Source organism: Pseudonocardia yunnanensis, from assembly GCF_039534065.1.
Taxonomy (GTDB): domain Bacteria; phylum Actinomycetota; class Actinomycetes; order Mycobacteriales; family Pseudonocardiaceae; genus Pseudonocardia; species Pseudonocardia yunnanensis.
In genome coordinates, this window is sequence record NZ_BAAAUS010000059.1 from 91,223 (window position 1) to 107,546 (window position 16,324).

A 16,324-nucleotide genomic window follows, 5' to 3' on the forward strand; every position below is an offset into this window, starting at 1 on the left:
GACATGACCGCAACCGCCGATGCCGAGCTTGCGGCGATCGGTGTCGACGCCGGTTGGCTCTCGATCCCTGATCGCGTAGCGCGGATGTCTGGATTGCTGTAAATCCCTTTCGCTCCCTTCTTCGTCTCTGTCTGATGATGACGCTGGGCTGCCCGACGAAGTCGCCAGCTGATTCGTGATTCATTCCGATGTGGAGATTCGAATGACCTCGTTTCCCGCGCTTCTTCTCGTTCACGGCGCATGGCATGGGCCCTGGGCCTGGCAGCGGCTGATCAACCAGCTTCCGGACATCGACGTGCATACCGTCGCGCTGCCGTCCACCGGCAGTGATCCGGCCGCTCTCGGCAATCTCTACGACGACGCCGCCGCGGTGACAGCCGCCGTCGCCGCGATCGACGGTCCGGTGGTGGTCCTCGCGCATTCTTACGGTGGCCACCCCGTGACGCAGGCGGTCGCCTCGGCACAGAACGTCAGACGCCTCGTCTACCTCGCAGCTTTCCAACTCGACGTCGGTGAGGCGCCGCATTCGATCCTGGGCGACGAAATGCCGGGGTTGGAGGTGCACGTCGGCACGGGTGGGGACGGGGGCGTCTACATCACGCTGACGGACCCTGTGGAGATCCTCTACGGTGACCTGGAACCGGATCTCGCGCAGCAGTCCGTCGCACAACTCCGTCTCCAGTCGCTCGCCGCGGTGACGCAGCCGTTGACCGAAGCGGCCTGGCGCCATCACCCCAGCACCTACCTCATCTGCGAGGCGGATTCGGCGCTCCCACCATCCGTCCAGGAAATGATGGCGAAGCGCGCCGAGCGGGTGCGGCGAATTCAGTCCTCGCACTCGCCGTTCCTTTCCCGGCCGACTGAGCTGGCCGGGCTTATCCGAGAAGAACTCAGCCTTTGACGAAAGGCGCCGCAACCGCGATCGGTGCGATCAGCACACAGAAGGGTGACCATGGAGTTCTGGACAGGCATACGGGCTGACCCCGCGACGATCGCCGGGCACGCGTTCCAGGTCGAGCAAGGGGGTTGGGACGGCTTGTTGGTGCCCGACAGCCAGAGCCTGATTGCCGATACCTACGTCATGCTGGCGGTGGCCGCCGGGGCCACGTCCACCCTGAAGGTCGGCACCGGCGTCACCAACCCGTACACCCGCAACGCCGTGATCACCGCATCGGCGATCGCGTCAGTGCAGGCGGTGTCCGGTGGCCGGGCCGTCCTCGGCGTCGGCCGGGGTGACTCCTCGCTGGCACACCTCGGATACGCCCCGGCGTCGCCGGCCTACCTCGAGCGGTTCCTGGCCCGGGTCCAGGCCTACCTGCAGGGCGACCGGGTCGGGTTCGAGCCGACCGCGGAGGAGGGCATCCGCCCGGTCGACGACCTGCACCTGGCCGGCAGCCCCGAGGAGAGCAGGCTCCTGTGGTTGGACCCGACGCTGCCCAAGGTGCCGGTCGACGTGGTCGCGTCCGGCCCGAAAGTCATCAGGATGGCGGCGGTCAAGGCCGAGCGGCTCACCTTCGCGCTGGGTGCCGATCCCGAGCGGCTCAGCTGGGCAGTCGACACCGCTCGGAAGGCCCGGGCGGAGGCGGGCCTCGACCCGGACGACCTCTCCTTCGGTTGCTACATCCCGTTCGTCACCCACCCCGACGCCGACGTGGCCCGATCCCTCAACGCGGTGGGCGTGGCCACGCTGTCCCGGTTCCTGGTCATGCACGGTCGGCCGACGGCGCTGGTCGACGACGAGGCCAAGGCCGAGCTCGAGCGGTTGGCGGCGAGCTATGACATGAAAGACCACGGCGTGGGCGCCGCCAAGCACCGCAACGTCCTGAGCAACGGCTTCGCCGACGCCTTCGGCATCGCCGGCACGCCGGATCAGTGCATCGAGCGGGTCAAAGAGCTGGAAGGGCTCGGCCTCGACCGAATCAAAGTGATCCCCGCCCTGAGTGAGGAGGCCGCCGACCTCGACGATGTCGTCCTCAGCCGGACGACGATGCAGAACGACGTCATCCCCGAACTGCGGGGTTAGTCGGGTCGGCATCACGATCGGGCTGGTCGGGATCGACTCGCCCGGCTGGAGCTGCAGGTTGCTACCGAGACATCACCGCTGACCCTGGGGAAGGGCCCCGCCACGAAAGCAGGCGGTGTGGCGAGAGTGGGTAGTCGCCACGGTCGGGCAAGAGGCCCTGCTCCGTCAGTTGGCCACGCCTGGGTAGGGGTCGTGTGCTGCACCCACTGGTCGGTGATGACGCTGAGGTCTTGTTCGATCTCGCGCGCTGTCGTGCGCAGGGCCGCTACCCGATCCTTCTGCTCTCTCGATCAACGCACGTGCGCGGCGTTGAAGCTGAGTCGCAACGGCTTCGGCGCTAGGCGCTCCCGCCCGCGAGGAATGACAGGCTGCCCGGACACGCTGAGCGCGCTCGGGGAAGGACCGCGGGTGTACGCCGACGTCGCCGATCAACCCGGGTCCGCTTCGGCGCGGCGCGGAGCCCGAACGCGCGTCACAGATCCGGGTAGGGCCACGTGTGCTGGACGCCGCCGTCGAGCACGAGGATTTGGCCCGTCACTATCGAGGCGGCGGCACTGCTGAGGTAGAGTACCGCGTCCGCGACCTCATCGGGTTCGACCAACCGCCCCATCGGGATCACCGCGCGGGCCTTCATCATTCCGCCGACGTCGGCGAGGAACTTGAGCATGCGCTGATTGGCGATCATCCCGGGCGCCACTCCGTTGACGCGCACGCCTGCAGGTCCGAATTCCGCTGCAGCACTGCGAATCAACGAGATCTGAGCCGCCTTGGCGGCGGCGTAGGCGGCGTTGTTGCGCACGCCTGCCATGCCGGCAGCCGAAGCCACATAGGTCAGGCAGCCGCCATGGCCGAGCAGGTGGGCCGCCTCGCGAGCCAGGCGCCGCGCGTGTTCGAACACCACGTCGAAGTGCCATCGCCAGGTCGCGTCGTCGGTTTCGGCGATCGTCCCGGGGCGGAGCATCCCGACGACGTCGACGACACCACGCAGCGGTCCCACTTCCCGGGTGGCGCGGTCGAGCACGGTCCGGACAGCATCCGGTTCCCGTAAGTCCGCTCGGATCGCGATGTCGCTTTCGGCGAGCGCGGCGGCCTGTTCGGCCGCCTCCTGGCTGAGATCCACACACACCACCCGGACGCCGTTCGCGGCGAGCCCGCGGACGACGCTCTGCCCCACGCCGGCTCCGGTGCCGAACACCACGAATGCGCTCTCGGAGAGATCGGAGTACCGAGCGAAGCTGTGCGCGTGCCCGGTCTGTTCTGATTCCTGCACGACGGCTCCCTTCACGCCGAGAGGCCGGACCGTACGCTCCTCGGGACGAAGGCAGGTGCGGCTCTACAAAACGGCGGAATGTGGCCAAAAGCCAAATACTACGCATCTTCGCGCGGCGAACCACTCGAACCTATCTGAGTATAGCAACAATACATAGATTGCTCTGGGTGGTCCTCGTAGTAGAGCTGGCAGTGTCCACGTCCTTCATGTCGTAGCTGCGTGAGTACGAGACTGGGACGAAGGCGAAAATCCGGATGAAGTTGGAAGCGAGCGCTCGAGGCACGTGATCGGGCAATGTCGTCGCACAGGCGCTCTGGCCGAATACCTCGCAGGGGTTATTGTGGGGCCATATTCTGTGACATCAGCATTGGGCCCGTGTGTTGTCACTGGTATCGATGCGGCACGTCACGAGCATCGTCGGCGTGCATCGCCGTCCGCGATCCAAATTTTCTCGAGCGCATTCGCAACATATACCCACCCCTGCCCCTGGTCCTGATATTCAACCCAGCCCCTGGGAGGCACGCGTGAAGATCCTTGTGAGTGGTGGTCGAATCTTGGCAGAAGGCAAACCGGAGCTGCTCGACGGAGGAGACCTACTGATCGACGGGCCCTCCATCGAGACGCTGGCACCGCGGGGTGAGCTCGCTGTCGGTCACATCGACAAGACTCTCGACGCCACCGGGTGCCTCGTCGTGCCCGGAATGATCAACACGCATCAGCACGACTGGTATCTCCTCGGCAAAGGCCTCGGCGATGGGATGGTTCTCGAGGACTGGGTGCAGGATTGCCTCTTTCCCCTCGGTGCCGAACTGAACAACGGTGATCTGCGCGTTGCCAGTCGACTCGCTTGTCTCGACATGATTCGGACGGGCACGACGACATCGGTCAACCACCTCGTTTCCGAAACCGACGACGAGGCCGACGACGCGATCTTGGAGCCGGTGCTGGAGGCCGGCATGCGTCAATACTTCGGCAAAGCGGTCCGCCCGAATGACGTTGCTTCGGAGTATGAGCGGGCCCGAGCTGCTCACGAGCGGTGGAACGGCCGCGGCGACGGGCGCGTTCGTGTCGGTTTCGTCCTGGAAGCGACCTCTCACTGGATCGCCGCGGGGACGTCAACCGAGAAGATGATCCAGGGCGGCCACGCGCTGGCCCGAGAGTTCGACACCTTCGTCAGCTCACACATCGCGGGCGGGACCCTCTCACGCGAGCGCGGCTACCTGCGCTGGGTTCTGGAAATGGGCCGTACTGATCTGGAATTTCTGCAGGGCCTCGGGGTCCTTGATCACCGATGGATCCTCGCGCACACCATCCATCCCCAAGGCAAGGACCTCGACCTCATCGCGGCGTCCGGCAGCACCGTCTCTCATACTCCGAGCTCGGAGGCGAGCCGAGGCGGCGGCATAGCCCCGATCAAGCGGATGGTCGACAACGGGGTGAAAGTCGCACTCGGTACCGACGGGCCGATGGTTGACCTCACCAACGACATGTTGGAACAGGTCAAGCTCACCCGGCTGCTGCAGAACCAGGTGCATGGTGACCCTTCGGCCCTTACGCCTGAGCAAGTGGTGCACATGGGCACCGCCGCCGGAGCAGCCGCGCTCGGAGCCGGTGATCAGCTCGGTCGTATCGCGGAGGGGGCCCGCGCCGACATCGCGGTGTTCGACGTATCCGGCGTGCACACCGCCATCAACCACCGGCCGGTGTCGACCTTCGTTCACGCGGCCCGTGGCACCGACGCCAAACACGTTCTGGTCGACGGAGAGATTCTTCTGGAAGACGGAGAATTCACCAGGTTCGGCAAGGACGACGTGCGCGAACTGATCGCCGAAGCCGCAAGCCGAGGCCGGTCCCTCGCCGAACGGGCCGGCAAGCTTCCGGCCTCACCACGCTAGACACCGCGCACGAACGAGTTCTGCGAGCTGATTCGATGGCCGACATCACTCCGCCCCACCCCGGATCCGGTCCGGGTAATCCACTGATCCCGGCCCTGGTCACGCTCACAGTTGCCACCGGAATGGTCGACGCGCTGAGCTACCTCGAGCTCGACCGGGTGTTCGTCGCCAACATGACCGGAAACATCGTGTTCATCGCGTTCGCCCTGGTCGACGCCGCGAACTTTTCGGTCGTCGCCTCGCTCATTGCGCTGGCCGCGTTCATGGTCGGCTCGATCATCGGCGGGCAGTTGGGCCATCGCCTCACTCAACGGACCAAGCTCTTTGTCGCCTTCACCTGCGTCGAGGTGGTGCTACTGCTCGCCGCGACTCTGGCCACGCTCCTATCGGCGATCAACCTGACGGCCCAGCACTACGGGCTGATCGTGCTGCTCGCGCTAGCCATGGGAGTGCAGAACGCCGGGGTTCGCAAGCTGGCGGTACCCAATCTCACCACCACCGTGCTCACGATGGCCGTCACGGGTATCGCCGCTGACGGTCGTGTAGCCGGCGGCACGGACAGCAAGGTCGGGATTCGGGGGCTGTCCATCGCTGCCATGCTCGGCGGCGCCGTGATCGGCGCATTCTTGATCGAGCAGCGGCTGGTCACACTCTGCATAGGTCTCGCCACCGCTCTCGTCGTCATTTCCTGTGTATTGGTGATCACACGCAGTTGATCAGCACGATGCACAGCAGTGCACGGGATGACGAACGCCCCGCTCGCGGTCACTGTGTGAAGGTCAGCTCGGCCACGACGGGACGGTGGTCCGACGCCACCGTGACCGCCTCGCCGTCGACGATGCCGGCTTTCGTCACGCAGTCCCGCAGCTCCTCGCTGACGAAGATGTAGTCGACGCGTGCCCCCGGGCGGTGCAACAGGGTCGAGTCGGGAGTGCCCGTGTAGGGGTGGACGAGGCGCAGCGAATCCACCAGGCCGGCCTCGGTGATGGCCGCCACCACACCGCCGCCGAACGCGGCCAGATGGTCCTCGGGGAGCTCACGGCGGGTGCCTTCCGCCGGCGGCGTCTCCCCGGGTGGCAGAGCGTTGAAGTCGCCCATGGCAACTACCGGCCCGTCCGCTCCGGCGATCACCGCGAGCAGGGCTCCGAGCTCCCGCCACTTCAGGTACCGCTCGGTGGCATCGAGCACGGCTCGCAGGTGGACCACGAAGAAGGTGACGGTCGTACCGCCCGGCGCCTCGAGCCGCACCTCGAGTACGGGCCGGAACATGGCCCGGCGGTCACCGCGGTGGACCCGCACGGCCTTCGGCGCCGGCTTGCTCAGCACGACGAGGTGCTCGTACAGCGGCCGGCCGTCCCTGGTGTCCTCATGGCTGTTGGCCGGGCCCCACACCGGAAGCATCCCGAGCTCCCGGGAGAGGTCCATCATCCCCTCGTACGTGTTGATCTCCTGGCAGGCCAGCACGTCCGGGTCGACGCTGCGCACCACGTCGACGAGGTGCCCGAGGCGGTCCCCCGGAGCGTGCAGCATGTTGTAGGTCATGATCCGGAGGGTGTTCATGAACGGGGCTTCCAATCTCTAGCCGACATCGGCGGTGAAACTGATGCCGCTGAGGATGTACTTGTTGCCGAGGAAGAAGACGATGATCAGCGGCAGGGTGAAGACCACCGACGCGGCCATCATGTAATTCCATTGCACCGAGTACTTGGTCAGGAACTCGGTGAGCCCGAGCGAGAGCGTCCACTGGTCCGGGTTGTCGAGGTAGATCAACGGGCCCAGGTAGTCCGTCCAGGACTGGACGAAGGCGAGCGCGGAGACCGCGACCACGACCGGCCGGCTCAGCGGCATGATGATGCGGGCGTAAATGCGCAGCTCGGAAGCCCCGTCGATGCGTGCCGCCTCGCTCACCGACTCGGGGATCCGTAGGAAGAACTGTCGAAAGAGGAATATGTAGTACGGGGTGCCGAGAAAGGTGGGGACGATGAGCGGCAGGTAGGTGTTGACCCACCCGAGGTCGCGGAAGATCACATAGGTCGGGACCAGCGTCACGATGGCAGGGAGCAGCATCGTGACGATCAGGACGCCGAGCAGCAATCGCCGCCCGATCCAGCTCACCTTGGCCAGGCCATACGCGGTGAAGCTGCTGGAGAGCACGGTCCCGATCACGGTCAGCACCGACAGCAGCGCCGTGTTGCGCAGCTGCGACCAGAACGGGATGAGCGCCAGGGCCTGGGCGTAGTTGTCCAGGTGCAGCGGCCACACCCACCAGCGGATCGGGGTCGTGAAGAGCTGGTTGTTGGTCTTGACCGAGGAGATGAGCATCCAGATGAACGGGAGCAGCATCAACGCCGAGAGGCCCGCGAGCACCACGTAGGCGGTGAACTTCTGGGTGGCGGATAGTCGGATCACTGCTGGCGCCATCCTTCGTAGAAGACCCAGCGGACGGACAACCTGAGCAGCACCCCGATGACGACGAGCATCATGACGAACAGCACCCACCCGATGGCGGAGGCGTACCCGACGCGCAGGTCGGAGAACGCCACCTCATAGAGGTAGACGACGGCGAACTGCAGGCTGTTGCCGAGCCCGATCGACGTCCCCCCGGTCTCGCCGCCGCCCATGATGAACGCCTGGGTGAAGTACTGCATGGCGCCGAGGAGGCCCATGATGGCGTTGAACAGGATCAGCGGCGACAGGGCCGGCACCGTCACGTGCCGGAAGCGCTGCCAGGCATTGGCCCCGTCCACCCGCGCGGCGTCCACGAGGGCGGGGGAGATGCCCTGGAGGCCGGCCAGGAAGATCACGCCCGCGCCGCCGACACCCCACAGGTTCATCAGGACGATCGACGGCTTCGACCACGAGATGCTGTTGAGCCACAGCGGTCCTGTGATGTGCAGCCAGCCGAGCACGGTGTTGACCAGCCCGTAGGTGGGGTTCAGCACCCAGATCCACAAGATGGCGCCGGCGACGGTCGGCACCATCTGCGGGAGGTAGAGCACCGTACGGAAGAAGCGCTGCCCGAACACGGCCAGGTTGAGCACGAGGGCGTAGCCGAGGGAAGCGATCAGGCTCAGCGGGACCATCACCACGACCAGGTACAGCGTGTTCTCGAGGGATTGCGTGAACTCCGGGTCCTGCAGGAGCTCCTGGTAGTTGGCGAGACCGGTCCACTGCGACGTTCCGACGATGTTGTAGCTGGTGAAGCTGTAGTAGAGGGAAAGGGCCATCGGGTACAGCACCAGCCCGAGCGTGCCGATGAGCCACGGGCTGACGAAGAGCATGCCCCAGAGGAACCGGCGGCGCCGGAGCGTGAGGCGGGCGCGGAGCACTGCCACTGCCCGCCCCTCGTTCGTGGCGCCGCCGCTGGTTCTCGGCGCTCCCCGGCGGAGCACGACGCTCAATGTGCCTGCGCCTGCGCGCTCTTGATCTGGCCGGCGACGAGCGGGCCGTACTGCGACTGGACCTGCTGCAGCGCCGAGCTCACGCTCGTCGGCGTGAGCTGGGCCTGCTGGACGGCGCTGGTGATGGCGTTCAGGTAGGTGGTCGCGCCGGGGACCGGCGGGAAGGGATGAATGTTCTTGCCGCCGCTGTACTGCCAGAAGAAGGCCATCTGGGGCGTGGGTGCCAGCTGGGCGTTGCTGACCAGCGATTTCAGGGCTGGCACGGAGTAGATGTCGTGGTAAACGGGTGGGGTCTTGGTGGCGATCTCCTGGCCTGTCGTCGCCAGCCAGTCGATGAGGTTCCAGGCCGCGTCGGCGTCCTGGGTGCCCTTCAAGACGACCAGTGGGTTACCGCCCACCGAGCCGGTGCCCGAGTACTGGGGCTCGCCGTCGGGGTAGGGGATCGGCGCCACGCCGAAGTCCATGTTCGGTGACTGCTGCAAGATCGTGGGCATGAACCACTCCCCGGACACGTCCATGGCGACCTTGCCGCTGGCGAACGGGTCCAGTGTGCTCACCGCGCCGCTCGAGCCGGCCATGAACCTCTGGACCTTGCTCGGGTCGAGTTGCTTCTCCGTGTCCACGATCCACTGCGCGCCCTTGACGGTGAGCGGGTTCGTCGCGGTGACCTGGCCGGAGGCGTCCGCCCAGTTGCCGCCGAACATGTAACCCTCCAGCTGCTTGGGCATCGTCGGTTCGAACCCGAGCTGGGTGTACTGGCCGTCGGGGCCGGTGATCGATAGCTTGCCGGCGTCGGCCGCCAGCTCGCTGAGCGTCGTCGGCGGCTGGGCGATGCCGGCCTTCGCGAAAAGGGTCTTGTTGTAGTACAGGGCGTAAGTGTCCTCGAAGAAGGGCAGCGCGTACTGGGCACCGAGATACGAGTTGCTGTAGAGCGACGCGGGAGTGAACTCGTTGACGTCCAGCTTGCTACTGGAAATGTAGGACTGGAGCGGGAGGATGGCGCCCGAGGTCGCCATGCTCGCGACCAGGTCGGTCGTGTCCAGCATGGCGACGCTGGGTGCGTCGCCGGCGGCCTCCTCCGCGAGAAGTTTCTGCTCGTTGACATTCTCGACCAGGTTCCAGTGAACGTTCGGATGCTCCTGGTTGTATATCTTCAGCAGCGGTGGAATGCCGGCCGCCTGGGTCCCCGTCCATGCGATGGCCATGGTGAGTTGCTCAGGGTTGGCCGCGGTGCCGGTGCTGCTCGACTGGCTGCTCGAACAGCCCGAGAGCGCGCCGGCTACCAGCGCTCCGCAAGCGAAAGCGCCGAGCCCGGCCCGCGCGAACCAGGCTCGGCGAAGAGCGATAAGGGTGAAGTGCACGCTCGTCCTTCGTTCGGGGTTGCCGACTCTCGTTTCCGCTGACGCTCGTGAGGGGCGAATTCGGGTGAAAAGGAGGAGGTGCCTGGACGCTACCGCAGAGCTGTCCGCGGAACAGCGGCAGAATAAAAGCGAAAAAATGTTGGCAGAGTCGCTCGCGGATGGAGCCTATTCGGCAGGGCGGTGAACTCTTATCACAGTTGTCGCACGGCTAGTACTCCAGCTGTAGATAGTGATCTTCATGTCTGGGTTGCGGCTTGCCGCCGGTAATGGCTGGCTTGTGATCGGGCCTGGTGACGGCGTCGCCAGGCGGACCAGTTCAGTCGGTGGGCCGGGTCGTGGACGGGCTGGACGACGAGGGTGATGAACAGGCGCTGGGTCTCGTTGCAGGACAGCGGGATCAGATCGTCCGGAGCGGGAGGGCGGGTGTGTTCGTCGGCCCGGACGACGGTGAGGAAGGCGTGAGCGAGCATCGCCAGGGTGGCCCAGCGGGTCCAGGACACGAAGCGGCGATGCTCATCAAGTCCGGCCAGGCCCTTCTCCGCCTGGAAGGTCTCCTCCACCCGCCACCTTGATCCGGCGACCTTGACCAGCGTGGACAGCGGCACGGCCTGGGGTGAGTGGCAGCGGTAGTAGGCGAGTTCGCCGGTGTGACGGTTGCGGCGGATCAGCAGCTGCCGGTGTCCAGGCCCGGGATCGGCGGTGTCGATGACGGCCCAGTCGTAGAACCGGTGGCCCTTAGCGCCTGCTCCGGCGGACAGCTTCTGCCAGGCAGGCTTCGGCAGCCTGCCGACCAGGGCGTCGGCCCGGAAGTTGCCTGCCTTGGTGGCGACTTCGGCCGAGCGGGCGACGGCCAGGACATAGCCCATGCCGCGTGCTTCCAGAACAGTCCGCAACTTCGGGTTGCCGCCGTAGACCTCGTCCCCGGCCACCCAGCTGGCACGGTGCCCGGCGTCCAGGAACCGTTCGATCATCACGGTGGCCAGCTCCGGCTTGGTCGCGAAGTCCCGCTGAGTGGGGATACCTGCGGCCTGGCAGCGAGCGGTATCGGCCGTCCACTCGCGGGGAATGTACAGCTCCCGGTCCACTGCGGCTTGCCCGCGGCTGCCGGCGTAGACGAGGTAGACGGCGACCTGGGAGTTCTCGATCCGGCCCGCGGTGCCGATGTACTGCCGCTGCACACCGACCGTGTGCGTGCCCTTCTTCACGTCGCCGGTCTCGTCGACGACCAGCACCGCGTCATCGTCGTGCAGGTGTTCGACCACGTAGTCGCGGACATCGTCGCGGACGGCGTCGGCGTCCCAGGAGGCCCGGCACAGCAGGTGCTGCATGGCGTGCGGGGTGGCCTCCCCGACCCACTCGGCGATCGTCCAGCAGTTCTTGCGTGGCAGGTCCGACAGCAGGCCGAGCACCAACCGCCCGGCTCGGCGCCGGGGTTCGACCCGCGCGAACCGGCCCGCTATCCGGCCCATCAGCCCCTCGAACGCATCCCGCCAGCGGGCGGGATCTATGCTGCGACGTGCGGCCACCGTCTCATCGTTGGTCCACATAACTCACGATGATCAACGGTGGCCGCACGTGTTCCCCGCACCTGCCCTCGCCAGCGAGATCACGAGCTGCGACTCAAGCATTAGGGCGACAGTTCGATCTGATATCGGATGAAACCACGGTTCTCGGCCACCTTGTCGTAGAGATGCCGCGCTGTGCTGTTGGACTCGTGGGTGTTCCAGTACACACGGCAGCAGCCGCGAGCCTGAGCCCAGTTGGACACGGCAGCGATCAGCGCGCGAGCCGCGCCCTTGCCGCGCACGTCCGGTGCGGTGAAGAGGTCTTGCAGAAAGCAGACGTCTGGGCCCGACGTGTTGGGGTGGACGAGGAAGTGCGTGATGCCGACGAGCCTGCCATCCAACCTCGCCCCGAGGGCGTGCAGACGTGTGTCCGCCTGGAATTCGCGCCACGCCCGGTCGTACATCTCGGCCGGCTCGACTCGCTGATAGAAGTCGATGTACGCACGGAACAGGGCCTCCCAGACATCCCTGTCGGACGGCACGAGCTTGCCGATACGGATCATGCGGCACCCCTCAAGTACATGTGGATCCAAAGATCACCATCTACCAGTCGGCGGGCACGCGGCGGCGAGCGAGGCGAGGATCACAACCCGTACGGGGCGTCGAAGAGGGCGGCCAGGAACCCGATCCTGACGCTGCCCTCGACAGAAGTGACCCTTCAGACATGAAGATCTCGGTCTACAGCTGGAGTACTAGGAGGGCCCAAGCCTGGGCCCCGCAGCCGGCGGCGTGGTCCACCGTCTGGTGTGTCCGCTCTGGGCATGGCCGTCGCCGGCCGGGGGCCCTCTGAAGCTGCAGGGCGGGCCGCTCACGTCACCTTCGCCAGAACAGGTGGTGGGTGACGCCGCTCGGGCTGGGCACGACATCGAGGTGGAACCGGTCGAGCAGCTCATCCGGCGACTTCCAGAGTTGCACGCCGGATCCGAGCTCTACCTGTGAGACGGCCACGTGCATGGTGTCGACGAGGTCGGCGTCGAGGAACTGCCGGATGGTGGTGGCCCCGCCGCCGAGCCGGACGTCCTTGCCTCCCGCCGCGTTCCGCGCCTGCTCGAGGACCGTGGACGGGTCGTCGTCGACGAAGTGGAAGGTGGTGTCGGAGAGGGTGAACGAGGGACGCTTGTGGTGGGTCAGCACGAATACCGGGGTACGGAACGGGGGCTCGTCGCCCCACCAGCCTTGCCATTCGTGGTCGCTCCAGGGACCGCGCTGCGGGCCGAACTTGTTGCGGCCCATGATCTCGGCGCCGATGTTGCGGGAGTAGTCCCGGGTGAAGTAGTCGTCGAGGCCGCGGCTTCCGCCGGGGTCGGTGCGCATGGGCCAGCTCGCCGTGGCGCCGGCCCAGGCGAACATGTCGCCGGGGTCGGCGTGGCCGAAGGGCCTTTCGAGGCTCTGGTGTTCACCGGCACCGAACCCGTCACGTGAGACGTTGAAGTTCTGCACTCTCAGCAGCTGATTCACGCGGTTCCTCCTGCACTCGTGATGATGGTGAGACGGCCTCGGCGCCGTCATCCGGCGCCGTCCGGAGGTGGTCGGAGCCGCCCCGGCCACCTCGACATCACCACGGAGCACCTTCTGCAGAAGGTGGCGTTGGTGGCTGGAGTACTAGACGTCGGACGCCGGAACCGCCCTCGAGGCGCCGAGCACCCTCGCTTCCAGAGCGGATGACAGCCTCCACGACGGGTCGACTCACCGCCAGCCCGATCAATCCGAGGGTTCAGGACGAAGCAGGCGACCGTCGAGATACCAATGGAGATCCGACTGGAGGTCCATTTCCAACGCGTCGGAGGCGACCAGACGCTCGTTCGTGCCGGGAAAAAGGCCCTCCAACACCGCCCGGCCTCTGCCGGGAGTGTAAATCGCCGCATTGAAGAGATTGCGGACGCTACTCCTGATTTTCTTCGACTCCGGCGCTGTGAACTGATTCCAGGGATAAGTGCAGGGGTGATCGCTCACTACATCCGGAGCTGGTCGCGGAGAGTTCTGGCGACGTGTGCCATCAACGCCTCTGCGTCGGGTTGCAGGACGGCCGGTACCCGGGACTCGGTGAGGGCGGCGACGGCGAACGTCTGGCCGTCGGCGTGTTCGACGACCCCGACCTCGTGCCGGAGGTTCAGCAGGGTTCCGGTCTTCGACGACCATCGGGACGCATCGGAGCTGAAGTCGGGGGCCAGCCGTTGTCGCACCATGTTGTAGCCCATCAGTTCGCGGACCCGCGCGGCGACCGGGGCGTGGATGGTCGTCGGTCGCCACAGTCCGGCGAGCAGGTCCACGAAGGACCGGGCGGACCCGGCGTTCGCGAGGCTGATGTCGAGCTGGGGCACCGGGTGGCCGCGGCCCGCCGTCGCGCCTGCGATGGCCAGTGAGTGGGCGAGATGCCCTTCCGCCGGGGTGAACCGCTCGGCCGGGGTGTCGACGAGATCTCGCATGAGGTGGCGGACCACTATGCCGTCGTGGCCGAGCCGCCGCAGCTCCGTGGTGACCGCCGCAGGTGGGGTGAGCGCGAACAGGGCGTCGGCCGCGGTGCTGTCGCTGATCGCCATCGCGAGGTAGAGCAGGTCGTCCAGTGCGATGGACGCCGGGTGGCGGAACCTGGCCAGCCCGGTTGGTCCCGGCACCGTCATCCGGCCCGGCCGAACCTCGATGGGCGATGCCGCGTCGAGCTCGTCCCGGGCGACGCGCTCGAGCGTCGCGACCGCAAGCGGCACCTTGACCAGCGACGCGACCGGGTACACCACCTCGGCGTCGAGTCCGATCTCATCGCCGGTGTCGAGGTCGCGGACGAGGAACGACCCACGCAGCCCGCCGTCGTCCAGCGCCTCCCGGGCCTCCCGCAGGACCTTGGTCATGCCCATCGCTACGCGCCGAGACAGCGCCCGAGCACGGGCAGCGCACGGATCTGCTGGACCTCGTCGCGCAGCCCGGCCGCGACGTCGTAGCCACGGGCCAGCGGCAGCTCGCCGACCGGCCGCCAGTGGAGGCCGAGGTCGTCCGCTTGGCTCCGGGAGCAGAGCAGGACGTCGGTGGAGCCGAGCACCTCGGCCGTAGCGGCGACGAGCGAGTCCGTGACGACCACCTGCGCGGGTTGCAGTCCGACCGAGTCCCGCAGCCGGATGACGCGGTCACGTACGTGGGGCACGTCGTCCTCCGGTTGGAGCCAGACCCGCCGCCGGCGCGTGCCCCGTTCGGCGCGGCCGGCCCGCAGCGTCTCGATGTAGATGGCTGTGGCGTCCCCTGGGTCGGCCTGGCCGGCGAGCCCCAAGGGCACCCGCCAGACGCCCTCGTCGGCCGGCACCGCGACGAGCGCCGCCCGTACCTCGAAGGTGCGCACGAGCTCTGCGCGCTCGGAGGGCCCGGCCGGGTACAGGTCGAGGTTCAGGTCGTGCCGACGCGCCTCGGCGACGAGCCCGGCCAGCAGGCGTGGCACGCAGATCGCGGGCACGGCCAGCCGGAAGGGCCGCAACCTGGCGCGTTCCGCGTCGTGCGCCATCGCCTCAGCGAGTTCGACCAGGCGGCGGGCCGGCCGCAGCATCTCCCGGCCGAACGGCGTCAGGGCGACGGTCCGCGAGGACCTGGTGAACAGCCGGGCCCCGAAATGCTTTTCGAGCGCAGCAACGCGCCGGCTGGCGACGGACTGCGGGATCCGTGCCGCGGAGGCCCCGACCGTGAAGCTGCTGTGGCCGCTGACGGCGACGAACGCCCTGCACGCCCCGACAAGATCCACGGTCGGCGAGTCTATGCCGGATCAGCATTGGTTCTCACTTTTCCGTCTTGGACGGCATCCACGGTCGGATACGAAGCTCCCTTGCCATGACGCGATCACGGATTTCCCGCCGTGCCTTCCTGAGCGCCGTGGCACTGCTACCGCTGGCCGGATGTGCGCAGGGGGCGCCGGCGGCAACCCCGCCGTCATCTCGCCCCATCGACCCATCGCGCACGCCGGCTCCTGCCGCGACCGACGGTCATCTGCTCGAGCTGGAACGAAAGTTCGACGCACGTCTCGGGGTGTACGCCCTTGCCACGGGCACCGGCGCCACCATCGCCCACCGAGCCGACGAGCCGTTCGCGTTCTGCTCGACGTTCAAGGCACTGGCGGCTGCAGCTGTCCTGCACCGCAACCCGCTGTCGCATCTGGACACTCGCGTCACCTACACCGAAACCGACCTGATGGGGAGCTCGGCCATCACCAGGCGCTACGTGGCCACGGGGATGACGATCCGGCAGCTGTGTGACGCCGCGGTCCGCTACAGCGACGGCACTGCGGGAAATCTGCTGCTCCGCGATCTCGGAGGGCCGGCCGAGCTGACGGCCTACGTGCGGAGCCTCGGCGACACGGTGACCCGGATGGACCGGATCGAGCCTGCGATCACGGAAGCCACCCCGGGAGATCCACGCGACACTACGTCTCCCCGCGCGATCGGCACCGACTTCCACCAGATCGTGCTGGGTGACGCCTTGCCGACCGACAAGCTCGCTTTCCTCCGCGATCTGCTGGAACGCAACGTCACCGGTGCCGAGCGCATCCGGGCCGGCCTGCCGCAGGGGTGGGCCGTGGCCGACAAGACCGGGACCGGTGACTACGGCACCGCCAACGACATCGCGGTCGTGTGGCCCCCGAACGCTGCGCCACTCGTCATCGCGATCATGTCCAGCAAGGCAGGCAAGGACGCCGAGTACGACGAGGCGCTCCTCGCCGAGGCCGCCGCCAACGTCGTGGACAGGCTTGCCTGACGGGCCCACTCGGCCGGGCCACTCGCCGAAGCACCGGTCCCGGTCCCGGCTACCGCGGACCTTCGGCGGGGTTCTGGTCCA

At 67.0% G+C, this 16,324-nt stretch carries 15 protein-coding genes; 5 read left to right on the forward strand and 10 right to left on the reverse strand.

Features of this window, described 5'->3' with window-relative positions; all coding sequences use genetic code 11:
* Window positions 1-175: 175 nt before the first annotated feature.
* Together ABD743_RS39590 and ABD743_RS39595 are read left to right on the forward strand one after the other, a co-directional pair.
* Window positions 176-901 carry an alpha/beta hydrolase gene (locus tag ABD743_RS39590; RefSeq protein ID WP_344729059.1) on the forward strand — a complete coding sequence of 242 codons (726 nt, stop codon included), beginning with the start codon at window positions 176-178 and terminating at the stop codon, window positions 899-901.
* A gap of 51 nt (window positions 902-952) precedes the next feature.
* Window positions 953-2,023: an LLM class flavin-dependent oxidoreductase gene (locus tag ABD743_RS39595; RefSeq protein ID WP_344729061.1), complete on the forward strand. Its 1,071-nt coding sequence runs from the start codon at window positions 953-955 to the stop codon at window positions 2,021-2,023.
* Window positions 2,024-2,495: 472 nt separating this feature from the next.
* On the opposite strand, the gene ABD743_RS39600 is transcribed toward ABD743_RS39595, so the two are convergent.
* Window positions 2,496-3,221, reverse strand: coding sequence for an SDR family NAD(P)-dependent oxidoreductase (locus tag ABD743_RS39600; RefSeq protein ID WP_344729063.1), 726 nt, complete (start codon window positions 3,219-3,221; stop codon window positions 2,496-2,498).
* A 596-nt stretch (window positions 3,222-3,817) separates the two neighbouring features.
* Here ABD743_RS39600 and ABD743_RS39605 point away from each other — a divergent pair.
* Window positions 3,818-5,188 carry an amidohydrolase family protein gene (locus ABD743_RS39605; protein ID WP_344729065.1) on the forward strand — a complete coding sequence of 457 codons (1,371 nt, stop codon included), beginning with the start codon at window positions 3,818-3,820 and terminating at the stop codon, window positions 5,186-5,188.
* Window positions 5,189-5,223: 35 nt separating this feature from the next.
* Window positions 5,224-5,904 (forward strand): YoaK family protein, encoded by a 681-nt coding sequence (locus ABD743_RS39610; RefSeq protein ID WP_344729067.1) that lies wholly within the window; start codon window positions 5,224-5,226, stop codon window positions 5,902-5,904.
* A 49-nt stretch (window positions 5,905-5,953) separates the two neighbouring features.
* Here the strand turns inward: ABD743_RS39610 and ABD743_RS39615 are convergent, their stop codons facing one another.
* From ABD743_RS39615 to ABD743_RS39655, 9 genes are all read right to left on the reverse strand, one after another.
* Window positions 5,954-6,730: an endonuclease/exonuclease/phosphatase family protein gene (locus ABD743_RS39615; protein ID WP_344729069.1), complete on the reverse strand. Its 777-nt coding sequence runs from the start codon at window positions 6,728-6,730 to the stop codon at window positions 5,954-5,956.
* A 36-nt stretch (window positions 6,731-6,766) separates the two neighbouring features.
* Window positions 6,767-7,597 (reverse strand): carbohydrate ABC transporter permease, encoded by an 831-nt coding sequence (locus tag ABD743_RS39620; protein WP_344729071.1) that lies wholly within the window; start codon window positions 7,595-7,597, stop codon window positions 6,767-6,769.
* Window positions 7,594-8,523 carry a carbohydrate ABC transporter permease gene (locus ABD743_RS39625; protein WP_344729073.1) on the reverse strand — a complete coding sequence of 310 codons (930 nt, stop codon included), beginning with the start codon at window positions 8,521-8,523 and terminating at the stop codon, window positions 7,594-7,596. The genes ABD743_RS39620 and ABD743_RS39625 overlap by 4 nt, the downstream gene beginning before the upstream one ends.
* Window positions 8,524-8,585: 62 nt before the next feature.
* Complete coding sequence (locus ABD743_RS39630; RefSeq protein ID WP_344729075.1) at window positions 8,586-9,950, reverse strand: extracellular solute-binding protein; 1,365 nt, start codon at window positions 9,948-9,950, stop codon at window positions 8,586-8,588.
* Window positions 9,951-10,186: 236 nt separating this feature from the next.
* On the reverse strand, window positions 10,187-11,419 hold the full coding sequence (locus ABD743_RS39635; RefSeq protein ID WP_344729340.1) for an IS701 family transposase: 1,233 nt from the start codon (window positions 11,417-11,419) through the stop codon (window positions 10,187-10,189).
* A gap of 158 nt (window positions 11,420-11,577) precedes the next feature.
* Complete coding sequence (locus ABD743_RS39640) at window positions 11,578-12,018, reverse strand: GNAT family N-acetyltransferase (RefSeq protein WP_344729077.1); 441 nt, start codon at window positions 12,016-12,018, stop codon at window positions 11,578-11,580.
* A gap of 310 nt (window positions 12,019-12,328) precedes the next feature.
* Window positions 12,329-12,973 (reverse strand): dihydrofolate reductase family protein, encoded by a 645-nt coding sequence (locus tag ABD743_RS39645; RefSeq protein WP_344729078.1) that lies wholly within the window; start codon window positions 12,971-12,973, stop codon window positions 12,329-12,331.
* A gap of 494 nt (window positions 12,974-13,467) precedes the next feature.
* A complete protein-coding gene (locus ABD743_RS39650) occupies window positions 13,468-14,367 on the reverse strand; it encodes a serine hydrolase (protein ID WP_379658948.1) in 900 nt (299 codons plus the stop codon).
* Window positions 14,368-14,369: 2 nt separating this feature from the next.
* Window positions 14,370-15,236 carry a LysR family transcriptional regulator gene (locus ABD743_RS39655; protein WP_344729082.1) on the reverse strand — a complete coding sequence of 289 codons (867 nt, stop codon included), beginning with the start codon at window positions 15,234-15,236 and terminating at the stop codon, window positions 14,370-14,372.
* An 86-nt stretch (window positions 15,237-15,322) separates the two neighbouring features.
* Here ABD743_RS39655 and bla point away from each other — a divergent pair, with 86 nt between their 5' ends.
* Window positions 15,323-16,243 carry a class A beta-lactamase gene (gene bla / locus ABD743_RS39660; RefSeq protein ID WP_344729084.1) on the forward strand — a complete coding sequence of 307 codons (921 nt, stop codon included), beginning with the start codon at window positions 15,323-15,325 and terminating at the stop codon, window positions 16,241-16,243.
* Window positions 16,244-16,324: the final 81 nt, after the last annotated feature.